We start from the raw sequence: 11460 nt of genomic DNA, 5'->3' as shown, positions 1-11460 counted from the left end.
TGGCAACTGGAACCTACTCGGGGTTTCTACATTTGTTCCACAATGGTCAATTGTTCAATCCAAATCTTGGTTTGATCATGATACTGGCTTTGTAAAGTGGGATAAAAATATAAATCTTCAACAGCTAAACCAAAATGCGTGGGCATCGGAGATTATTTTAGGTTTAGCAGGCGAATATGATGAAAAGCTGGCACGCTCCCAAGTCATGTTACTTGCTCAGAACTCTAAACAATTGATTGCACATACTCAATCTATTCCACTCAAAGGATATTATTTTCCAGTTGAGGCCGATCCAACTTGGTTAGGTGTAGGAATATTAGGTCAAGCTTTAACGCAACTTCCAAAACCTTTATGGGTGAGCATTTATAGCGCAGATGAAATGCCAACACATTACGATGTATGGTTAAAAAGTTGGTTGCCTGAGCAGACTAATGTTTTTTTTCAAGATGGCGTTGGTGTAGGCACTCGTTCACCTGAACAAGCAAGGATCATCTTAGATGAGCTGCAACATGAATTTGGTAAAGATAAAATTACTATTGTTTTAGAAGCATTTCGAGCAACCAAAAATGGACACTTTCGAGCTGCATATCCTTGGGAAATTATCGAACAATTGAAAGCCTACGAGGGACAAAAAGTTTATATCTTTGATGGCCCCCACTATATGAGCCGTATCAATGTCTATATGATTGCCTTATGGTATAAGCTTAAATATCGCTCATAAAACAAGGCTGTTTCTTCACTAAGACAGCCTAGATCTTAGAAACTCTTATAAAATACTAGTTCCGTTCGAGTGTTGTTATAACGCTCTTGTCCATTCGCCAATGCATCTTTGAAATAGTGGCCATATAAACGCTCAACACGTACTTTTACAGGCACATAATTAAACGGTTGCCACGCAACACCAGCACCGTATTCAAATAAATTATTATAATTCTCACCTTCAGAATCTGCCAAAGCATGTAATTTGGCATAGGCTTGTACAGTTCCCGTTTCACCTCGGTAAACATTAAAACCTGAGCGTAATCTTAAATCTGCAATGACGTTATAATCTTCACGTGAATAACTAGCCACGTTACCATACAGGTCGGTGAAATAATCATTCCAAACCGTGCGATTTTCTACACTCGGATTTGCGTACCATTCTTGATAACCTGTTACACCACCAACAACACTCTCACGGAACTTATCTCGATTACGATCAATTAAGTCATAACTACCACCTAATTCTAAATAGGCTCTAATCGGGATACTTAGCCAAGGCTGATAATTTGCCCCTACACCAACCGTCACTGCATTCTCATCAATGATTTCAGGTCGAACTCCACCACGTGATTTAGTATCACGATTTAGATTCATAAAGCCATAAACCTGTGCACGGCCATTGTCCAAATTACGTCCATAACGCATTTTTAACGGAAAAATAAAATCGTCGTAGCGCGACTCATAAGACGGTGCAAAATAAATATCTTTGAATACAGGTTTGACTGTCCCACCACTTAAATTCTGTACTGCTTGCTGCGCTTTAGTTGCGATTTCTACATCATTTGACTGAGCCAGCATTTTGAATATTGGTAAAGCTTCTCTATCTCTCTTCAGTTGATTCAACAAATATGCTTCTTGTAGCTTAAGTTGATCATCCTGAGGTGCAAGTTGCGATGCTTTACGAACGCTGTGTAATGCCTGATCTTGTTTATTCAAACGAATTTGTAAATAAGTCAAACTTTTCCACACTTTAATATCTTGTGGGGTAAGTGCTGCAAGTTCGAGCAGAATTTTTTCCGCCTGCTCTGGCTGCTGTTGTTCTAATTTATAAAACTGATCCCATCGATCATAAATTGGATTGCCAGGTTTATAAGCCGCATCACCTTCTTTTACGAAATCAGCTTCAGCACTCATAACCGCTTGTAATGGAAACAAAAGGCTTAACGTAAACAAGGTATGACTGAGTAATTGTTTTTTTGATTTTTTCATCACATATCTCAAGTAAATATTGCCAGTTATAAGTGGATATAATCGTCAGCTTAAATCAATTTAAAATGTTAATTTATTCACATATTATAACTAAATCATTGTTATCATGTCGTTAAAATACGTTATTTTATAAATCGATTCAGCATATGAATCATAGATAAAAATAGTATGCCGCATAAGAAAACAAACACTTTTTAACTTTTCATCAAAGAGCACAACTATGTCATTTTCACATCATACAGAACCTCATGTGATTCAACGATCAGGTTGGTTAAGAGCTGCCGTCTTGGGCGCAAATGATGGCATTATTTCCGTCACCAGTTTAGTTATGGGAATGGCAGCGAGTGGTGCACATAACCAGACATTATTAGTCACTTGCATAGCAGGCTTAATTGCTGGTGCAACATCAATGGCTGCTGGCGAATATGTTTCTGTAAAATCTCAAGAGGATATTGAAAAGGCTGATTTAAAGTTTGAAGCAAGAGAACTCAAGAAAAACCCACAAGCTGAATTAAATGAACTGACCCAAATTTATATTGCTAGAGGATTAGACACACAGTTAGCATTACAAGTTGCAACTCAACTCACTGCACATGATGCACTTGCTGCACACGCAAGAGATGAAATCGGTATTCATGAAAATACTGCTGCAAATCCTATTCAGGCTGCACTGTCTTCTGCCGCTGCTTTTTCGTGTGGTGCAGCATTACCGATGCTCGCTATTTTACTCAGCGCTGAAAATTATGTCTCGCAAACCGTTATGTTCACAGGCATTTTGTCTTTAGCATTGTTAGGTGCACTTTCAGGTTATGTTGCAAGAACATCGATGTTGAAAAGCAGCTTAAGGATTACCATCTGGGGGATTTTAGCCATGCTGTTCTCAAGTTGGATCGGTTCACTATTTAATGTTCATCCACTTTGATTACGCACTTAGATCACTTTTCTGTTCAAACACTTATTAGATAACGTTAATTATTTGACATAAAAATATAAAAGCAAAATATTCCTCACAGTCTAAAGCTTTTTTTATCATTTGGATGTATGATCAAAGAGAACTTACACTCATAAACCAAGCTCAAAAGCCAATTTATGAACAGAGTCAGTAAATATCCAATGTAGAGAGCGGTTTTGATACATCGACTTGGGATATGGTTTGCTTTTGCAACCATCACACTACAACTTGCTGTTTTTCTGCAGCCTCTTTTGCCAGAGAAGTTTCAAATTTCTCCAGCTTGTGAGACTGTTGTGCATCTGTCATCCCAATCTCGACATCATCACGGTACACAAAACTCATCCATCGTTTCTCGATCTCATTCTGAGCATCATCATGCCAGCACAGTTGATCATGTCACATCTGATGCCATCGATCATACCCATCAGCATGATATTAACCATCAATGCCCATTCTGTTTTTTCTATGGACAATTGGTTGTACCGCCGACATTAGGTATTCAAGAAGTCTTTGTCCGTATACAAGTGCGTTATGTTCACTTGCAACAGCTTTTCCTTAGCTTCTTTTTTGATTTACAACGTCTTTTCCTTCTGCCCCAAGGTCGAGCTCCACCACTCTATTTTTCAATTAATTAGCGTTTAGAACTATTTATTGAAAAGTGAGTAATCCATGTTTTTTCAAACTTGTTTTGTTGTTTGGCAGCAAACACTGGCGATTTTTATCGCAAATAAATCTCTGTATCTCAATGTTCTTCAACAACCGTTTCGATCGGTATCGGAGGCTTCGTGATGGATTTAGGTTTAACCGCATTAGAATTGGCACGTATCCAATTCGCATTTACTGTTTCATTCCATATTATTTTTCCAGCGACATCGATTGGACTGGCATGTTTTCTTGCCGTTTTAGAATGGAAATGGCTAAAAAGCCATGATCCGATTTATCAAGACCTCTATAAATATTGGCTCAAAATCTTTGCTGTGACCTTCGGGATGGGGGTTGTTTCAGGTGTAGTGATGAGCTATCAGTTCGGTACAAACTGGAGTGAATTTTCACGCATTGCAGGAAGTGTCACTGGGCCCTTGCTGACCTATGAAGTGCTGTCCGCCTTTTTCTTGGAAGCTGGGTTTCTGGGTATCATGCTATTTGGATGGGGGCGTGTCAGCGAAAGAGCCCATTTCTTTGCCACCTTAATGGTCGCAATCGGTACCTGTATTTCCATGTTTTGGATTTTATCATCCAATAGTTGGATGCAGACTCCCCAAGGCTTTGCAATAGAAAATGGCATTATTGTCCCTAAAGACTGGTTTGCCATCGTATTTAATCCGTCATTCCCTTATCGCTTTGCACACATGGCTGTCGCTGCATTTTTAGTTTCTGCTTTAGTCGTTGCCGCAACAGCAGCATGGCATTTATTACGTGGTCGTCGAGACGCATTGGTTAAGAAATCATTTTCCATGGCAATGTGGATGATCTTATTCGCTGCACCAGCACAAGTCATCATAGGCGATCATCACGGTTTGAACACTTTAAAATATCAGCCTGCCAAACTAGCCGCAATGGAAGGACATTGGGAAACCAATGTCAACGAACCTATGCCGCTTTATCTATTTGGTATTCCAGATATGCAAGCTGAAACCACCAAATATGCAGTAGGTATTCCATATCTTGGAAGTTTGATCCTTACCCATAGCCTTGATGGCGAAGTTAAAGGATTGAAAGAGTTTGCACCCAAAGATCGTCCAAATTCAACGCTGGTATTTTGGAGTTTTCGCATCATGGTGGGTCTAGGCACACTCATGGTTTTACTTGCCGTGATCGGGTTAATCCTCCGCAAGAAAGATCAAATTTATGAGAAAAAATGGTTCCATAAATTTGCCCTCATCATGGGACCGACAGGTTATATCGCCTTACTGGCAGGTTGGTTTACAACTGAATTAGGTCGTCAACCTTGGGTGGTCTATGGTGTATTACGCACAGAAGATGCATTATCAAGTGTTTCTGCAAGTCAAGTTGGCCTTACCCTAATCATCTTCGTGGTGGTATACACCATCGTATTTGGTACTGGGATTTATTACATTCTCAAGCTCATGTACAAAGGTCCGCAATTCATTCATACCCCAGTCCAAGATTCTGGCGGCGTTGGTCATTTTAAAACGCCAATGCGTCCGCTGAGTGCTGTTGATGAAAGCCTCGATAACAATGACCAGAAGAAAGGAGAATAACATGTTCGATATTCCTCTTATTTGGGCAATGATTATTGCCTTAGGCGTATTAATTTATGTCGTACTTGATGGTTTTGATCTCGGCATCGGGATTCTATTTCCCTTCATCAAAGGTCAGCAAGAGCGTGATGTGATGATGAATACCGTTGCACCCGTGTGGGACGGCAATGAAACATGGATGGTGCTTGGCGGCGCTGGTTTGTTTGCTGCCTTCCCAATCGTATATGCAACCGTATTATCCGCACTCTATATGCCGATTACCCTGATGGTGATTGCACTCATTTTTAGGGGCGTTGCTTTTGAGTTCCGCTTTAAAGCGAATCGCTCCAAAGCACTTTGGGATATGGCTTTTATTTGGGGATCTACACTTGCCAGCTTCCTGCAAGGCGTAATTTTAGGTGCCTATATTCAAGGTTTAAAAACGGAAAATGGTATCTATGTCGGCGGCAGTTTAGACTGGCTAACACCTTTTTCGCTGTTTACTGGTCTAGGTGTGGTCGTGATGTATGCAGCGTTGGGATGTGGCTGGTTAATTCTAAAAACTGACCAAGCACTACAAAACAGAATGTATGATCTGATGCCAAAACTCATCTTCAGCCTATTAGCAATTTTCATTGCGGTGAGCTTATATACCCCATATAGTCAACCTGCCATTGCAGAAAAATGGTTTACTGTGCCACAACTGATCTACTTTAGCCCTGTTCCAATTTTAGTACTGATTTTTAGCTATTTGGCATGGCGTGCTTGTGTAAATAGAAGTGAATATAAACCTTTTATTTATACTTTAATGCTGATGTTTCTTGCCTACTCTGGCTTTGTCATTAGCTTATGGCCATACATTATTCCACCATCTGTCACGATTTGGGATGCCGCTGCGCCAAAAGAAAGCCAAATCTTTGCTTTAGTCGGTGCTGCAATCATGATCCCAATCATTTTGGTCTACACCTTCTGGGGATACTGGATCTTTAGAGATAAAGTACGTATCGGTGACGAAGGCTATCATTGAGGTGAAATCCAATGAAAAAATCACAAATCAAATGGTTTATCGGATTATGGCTAGTTGGTTTTTTAGGTTTGGCAATTATCGCAGGTCTCTTTAAGGCTTTGCTCATGTTGGCTTATCAATAACCTCTAAGCTCTTTTGGGTGTTTGACTATTCATGAGTCAAACACCTTTTTACATCATTCCTTAATAGTTCATTCCTCAAGTAAATAACCACTATTATTTGCTATTTTTTTTAAATCTAAGCTATGTTGGATGAAAAGAGATGAGGTACTAATACATGTCAATTTTAGAATTACTAGAAATAAAACATCCTATTTTTCTAGCACCTATGGCAGGTGTGTCTACTCCTGAACTTGCAGCTGAAGTTTCCAATCAAGGTGCACTCGGATCTCTAGGTCTTGGTGCCAATACACCAGAATCAGCAAAAGAATTGATCTTAAAAACTCAACAGCTCAGTGACCATCCATTTCAAGTCAATTTCTTTTGTCATCGACCAGAACCATTAAATCCACAGCATGAACAACAATGGATTGAATATTTAACCCCAGCGTTCAAAAAATTTGATGCTCAGCCACCAACTGAACTCAAGTGTATTTACCCCAGCTTTCTAGAAAATGACGATTTTTTAAATGTGGTATTAGAGACTAAACCTAAAGCTGTCAGTTTTCATTTTGGGATTCCTCATGCTCATCAAATTAAAGCGCTCAAAAGTGCGGGCATTATCACGATGGTGTCTGCAACAAATTTGATAGAAGCCCAAGCCATAGAAGCTGCTGGTATTGATTTAATCATTGCGCAAGGCATTGAAGCTGGTGGACATCGTGGTATTTTTAATCAACATTTTGATGCGGCAATCAAAACCAGTGATTTGGTCGAATTACTCACTCAACACTGTTCACGACCAATCATTGCTGCTGGCGGCATCATGAATGGTGATCAGGCAAAAAATATGCTAAAACACGGCGCAAGTGCCGTACAGTTGGGGACTGCATTTGTACAATGTAAAAGTTCAAGTGCCAATGCTGCATATCGTAAAGCGCTGTTTAGCCAAAGTATTACACAAATAAGTGCAAGTTTATCTGGTCGCCCAGCACGTGGTTTATTGGGCACATGGCATACGCAAATCGATGCACCGAATCGACCAACGGTCCCTGCTTATCCATATACTTATGATTTGGCAAAACAATTAATGAGCATCGCAAGTCAGCATCAAGATTATAGTTATGGTGCATTTTGGGCAGGCAGTAATGTGTCACAGATTCGCGAATTAGAAGCCGCCGATTTAGTCAATCAACTGATTGTAGAAATGACCACACGCTAAATTTTCGCAAAAAAAATCGACCTAATTAGGCCGATTTTTTTAACTCAATCATTTAATCGCTTCTAATAACTTCTGCTGTGCATTATGAGGAGTTTCTCCTTCAGCAAGCTGGGCACGTACCCAAACACCATCACCTTGTAGCAACCATGCTTGTTGATTGTCTTTAAGATAATTTAACAGACCCAGTTGATAAATCGACTTTTTCAACGCAGGATCTTCAATCGGGAAACACGCTTCAACACGATTAAATAGATTACGATCCATCCAGTCTGCGCTTGAGCAATAAATACGCGGATTGCCATTATTGCTGAAATAATAAACACGAGTATGTTCTAAGAAACGACCAACGATCGAACGCACACGAATGTTTTCTGACAGATTTGGCAAACCTGGACGTAAGCAGCAGATAGAACGAATAATTAAATCAATTTGCACACCCGCCTGAGAAGCTTCATACAGTTTGTTGATCAACTGTACTTCCGTCAATGCATTTACTTTAATGATAATTTGGGCTGCTTTTCCTGCTTTTACATTTGCAATTTCATCATCAATAAAGTTGATCAACTGCGCGTGCAAAGTAAATGGTGCATGCAAAAGCTTTTTCGGTTTTGCCATTTTGCCCATACCCGTGAGCTCTTGGAAAATCCGATGCACATCTTCACAAATATCTTTGTCAGTGGTCATCAAGCCGTAGTCAGTATAAATACGCGCATTGCCTGCGTGGTAATTACCCGTACCTAAATGAACATAACGAATCAGTTTATTATTTTCACGGCGCACAACCAGAATCATTTTGGCGTGAGTCTTATAACCAACGATACCGTATACAACCACCGCTCCCGCTTCTTGTAAAACGTTTGCCACTTCGATATTTGACTCTTCATCAAATCGTGCACGCAGCTCAATCACAGCCGTCACTTCTTTACCATTGCGTGCCGCTTCAGCAAGCACTTGCACGATTTCTGAGTCAGCGCCACTACGATAAAGGGTTTGTTTGATCGCCAAAACTTGAGGATCACGTGCCGCTTCGCGTAATAATTGAATCACTGGTACAAATGACTCAAAAGGATGGTGTAGGAGAATGTCCTGCTTTTGCATCGCCGCAAAAATATTCTCAGACTTTTTAAACGCTCTAGGTAAGATAGGCGTGTGTGAGTCATAACGTAGATGAGGACGTTTAAAATTAGAAAGTAGACGCGCTAAATTTACCGGTCCATCCACACGGTAAAGCTGCTCTTCATTTAGATCAAATTCATCTAACAAATATTTATAGATATGCTGTGGACAGTTATGTGTGACTTCTAAACGCACCGCTCGACCAAAACGACGTGAACTCAACTCACCTTTCAAAGCTTTCGCTAAATCTTCAACATCTTCATTTAGTGCCAAGTCTGCATTTCGGGTGACGCGGAACTGATAACATCCTGTCGCAGTCATTCCGGGGAACAAATCTGATACGTGCTCATGGATGATGGCAGATAACATCACATGATATTCCTTACCATCTGTTAATTCATCAGGTAATCGAACAACACGAGGTAATGAACGTGGAGCAGGCACAACCGCTAGATCAATTTGACGACCAAACGCATCCTTACCTTCCAAAGTCACAATAAAGTTTAAACTTTTATTCACTAAGCGTGGAAATGGATGAGCAGGATCAAGGCTAATAGGTGTCAGTACAGGTGCAACTTGTTCTTGGAAATATTTCTTAATCCATGCCGATTGAGCTGGTGTTAATTCACCACGACGTAAAAAGCAAATATCTTCTTCGCGTAACTTCGGTAAAATTTCTTGGTTAAGAATACGATACTGGCGCTCGATCGCAGCATGTGCTGTTTTGGAAATTTGTTCCAACACTTGCTTTGGGGTTAAGCCATCAGGAGTACGGCTTTCATTACCTAATGTTAGTTGCTCCATAACCCCTGCGACACGAATTTCAAAAAACTCATCGAGGTTACGTGAAAAGATCAGCAAAAAGTTCATCCGCTCTAACAAGGGATGAAGTGGATCAACTGCTTGTTCCAATACACGAAGATGGAAATCAAGAATTGAAAGTTCACGATTAATATAACGATCGTTGTAACTGTATTCTATTGGCGCTGTTGTCGTCACTGCAGTATTCATACCGAACCTTGTCGCATTATCATTTATCAAGTGATGATTTAAGTATGCTGCAAAATTATGTCAATTTGGTAAAAAAGCCCAAAAATATTGAGCTTTTCTTTTATAAAATAATTCCAATCTGCGGAGTTCTTATTCATCAACTACCAAATGAACATTTAAGGTTTTTGCGTCCCGTTCATATATTTCAAAATAACACGCTTACGGTATTGCAACTTTCGATCATTACGGTTGTTTTGATAATATTTAGGGTTTGGTAGCAATGCAGCGAGAAAGGCGGCCTGTTCGCGCGTTAAGCTTTTCGCACTTTTGCCATAATAAAATTGCGCAGCAGCTTCTACACCGTAAATATTTTGTCCGAACTCAACAGAGTTCATATACACTTCTAAAATTCTACGTTTTGACCACATACGCTCCATCATCCATGTCGCGATGGCTTCTTGTCCTTTGCGCACAAATGAACGTTTATTGTAGAGGAATAAATTTTTCGCTAGTTGTTGTGAAATCGTCGAACCGCCCGCCACAACTTCACCTTTTTTATTATTACGCTCTAAAGCATGCTGAATCCCAGCCCAGTCGAAACCATGATGATGAATAAATTTAGCATCCTCACCCGCCAGAACTGCATGTTTGAAATTATCACTGATTTCATCATAGTCGCGCCAATGATGTTGAATCGGTTTTAGATCAGACCAGTAGTCTAAACGCATAAACATGGTGGTATTGACGGGATGAGTGCGCCACCAAACGAGACTACTAAAAATCCACAACTGAATCAGTAAGATCACGCCGATGATCAGCATCACTATACGCGCGAATAAGGCTTTCATTTAAATGCATCACTCCTAGGTGCAAAAAGTCTGCGTCGTATCTACAAACCTTCGATTCATGCTAAGCTATTTTTCATTGCAGCCACTCATTTAAGTACATGACTGAAACAACACCACCACAAATTACTCAAAAATTACACGTACATACTTGGTGGTTTACTGCAGCTTTGATTGCTGTCAACGTGAGCCTATTTGGCTGGCAAATCCTCACAGGCGTCGATATTACCGACCCTTCCCCTGTTGATGCAATTGCTTGGGGAGCAGATTTCACACCACTGACCTTTTTAGGTCAGCCAGAACGGCTTTTCAGCAGCATGTTTTTCCATTTCGGAATGATCCATCTCATGCTGAATATGTGGGCATTATACATTTTTGGCAGTATCGCTGAGCAACTGTTTGGTCGTCGCTACTATATTGCACTTTATTTCCTTGCTGGGTTGATGGGAAGTGTTCTATCAAGCTATCTCAGTATCCTAGATGGCTATCAATTGCTACAGCATTTTGATCCAAAATACTTACCTAAAATCAGTGCTGGTGCTTCTGGTGCAGTGATGGGATTAGGTGCAGCCCTTACCATTATTTCCGTCTTACCGGTGTTGCCACGACAACGCTTTCTCTTAGATAAGAAATCTTTGCTATTCATTATGGCAATTAACCTCATATTCGGCTTCACAGTTTCAGGGATTAATAATGCTGCCCATATCGGTGGGATGCTCATGGGTGCTGTTTTAGCAACCGCATGGTATCTCAGCCAAAAAACTGGGAAAAAAATAATGTTCCAACTTGGAGCTGTCCTGATTGCAACACTATTGCTATATGGATTTTACGTTTACTGCACAGCATTAGGTCAAACACTACATCCGTTATGGTATGAGATTTTGATTCAAAATAAACTCAATTAAAATCACTTAAACAATTAAATTGGGCGATCATCTCAAACAAATCACCGCCCAATTTAATCCATTCATGCGCATACTACCCTTTCAATATTGACTAAAATCCATCCATTTATTATGCTTTTTTTGTCAAAAACAG

10 protein-coding genes are annotated in these 11460 nt (G+C 40.1%); 7 read left to right on the top strand and 3 right to left on the bottom strand.

Features of this window, described 5'->3' with window-relative positions; genetic code table 11:
* Positions 1–721: hypothetical protein (locus HMPREF0023_RS00640; RefSeq protein ID WP_008940914.1), on the top strand; the 721-nt coding region annotated here is incomplete at its 5' end.
* Positions 722–756: 35 nt separating this feature from the next.
* Here HMPREF0023_RS00640 and HMPREF0023_RS00635 read toward each other — a convergent pair.
* The gene (locus tag HMPREF0023_RS00635) at positions 757–1971 is read right to left on the bottom strand and encodes a tetratricopeptide repeat protein (RefSeq protein WP_008940913.1); all 1215 of its coding nucleotides are present in this window, start codon (positions 1969–1971) and stop codon (positions 757–759) included.
* Between the two features lie 220 nt (positions 1972–2191).
* Here HMPREF0023_RS00635 and HMPREF0023_RS00630 point away from each other — a divergent pair, with 220 nt between their 5' ends.
* The 5 genes from HMPREF0023_RS00630 (at position 2192) to HMPREF0023_RS00615 (ending at position 7471) form a co-directional block, all read left to right on the top strand.
* The gene (locus tag HMPREF0023_RS00630) at positions 2192–2893 is read left to right on the top strand and encodes a VIT1/CCC1 transporter family protein (protein WP_004638338.1); all 702 of its coding nucleotides are present in this window, start codon (positions 2192–2194) and stop codon (positions 2891–2893) included.
* Between the two features lie 206 nt (positions 2894–3099).
* Positions 3100–3558 carry a DUF2946 domain-containing protein gene (locus HMPREF0023_RS16625; RefSeq protein ID WP_035369668.1) on the top strand — a complete coding sequence of 153 codons (459 nt, stop codon included), beginning with the start codon at positions 3100–3102 and terminating at the stop codon, positions 3556–3558.
* A gap of 153 nt (positions 3559–3711) precedes the next feature.
* Positions 3712–5145, top strand: coding sequence for a cytochrome ubiquinol oxidase subunit I (locus tag HMPREF0023_RS00625; protein ID WP_005081790.1), 1434 nt, complete (start codon positions 3712–3714; stop codon positions 5143–5145).
* Position 5146: 1 nt separating this feature from the next.
* On the top strand, positions 5147–6151 hold the full coding sequence (gene cydB / locus HMPREF0023_RS00620) for a cytochrome d ubiquinol oxidase subunit II (RefSeq protein WP_017396581.1): 1005 nt from the start codon (positions 5147–5149) through the stop codon (positions 6149–6151).
* Between the two features lie 276 nt (positions 6152–6427).
* Complete coding sequence (locus HMPREF0023_RS00615) at positions 6428–7471, top strand: NAD(P)H-dependent flavin oxidoreductase (RefSeq protein ID WP_008940910.1); 1044 nt, start codon at positions 6428–6430, stop codon at positions 7469–7471.
* Positions 7472–7519: 48 nt separating this feature from the next.
* On the opposite strand, the gene ppk1 is transcribed toward HMPREF0023_RS00615, so the two are convergent.
* Both ppk1 and mtgA read right to left on the bottom strand, forming a co-directional pair.
* Complete coding sequence (gene ppk1, locus HMPREF0023_RS00610; protein WP_008940909.1) at positions 7520–9598, bottom strand: polyphosphate kinase 1; 2079 nt, start codon at positions 9596–9598, stop codon at positions 7520–7522.
* Between the two features lie 155 nt (positions 9599–9753).
* On the bottom strand, positions 9754–10425 hold the full coding sequence (mtgA, locus tag HMPREF0023_RS00605) for a monofunctional biosynthetic peptidoglycan transglycosylase (protein WP_004638331.1): 672 nt from the start codon (positions 10423–10425) through the stop codon (positions 9754–9756).
* A gap of 98 nt (positions 10426–10523) precedes the next feature.
* On the opposite strand from mtgA, the gene HMPREF0023_RS00600 reads away from it, so the two are divergent.
* Complete coding sequence (locus HMPREF0023_RS00600) at positions 10524–11327, top strand: rhomboid family intramembrane serine protease (RefSeq protein WP_008940908.1); 804 nt, start codon at positions 10524–10526, stop codon at positions 11325–11327.
* The last annotated feature ends 133 nt before the right edge of the window (positions 11328–11460 follow it).

Source organism: Acinetobacter sp. ATCC 27244, from assembly GCF_000156555.1.
Taxonomy (GTDB): domain Bacteria; phylum Pseudomonadota; class Gammaproteobacteria; order Pseudomonadales; family Moraxellaceae; genus Acinetobacter; species Acinetobacter haemolyticus.
This window is presented reverse-complemented; position numbering and strand designations above follow the sequence as displayed.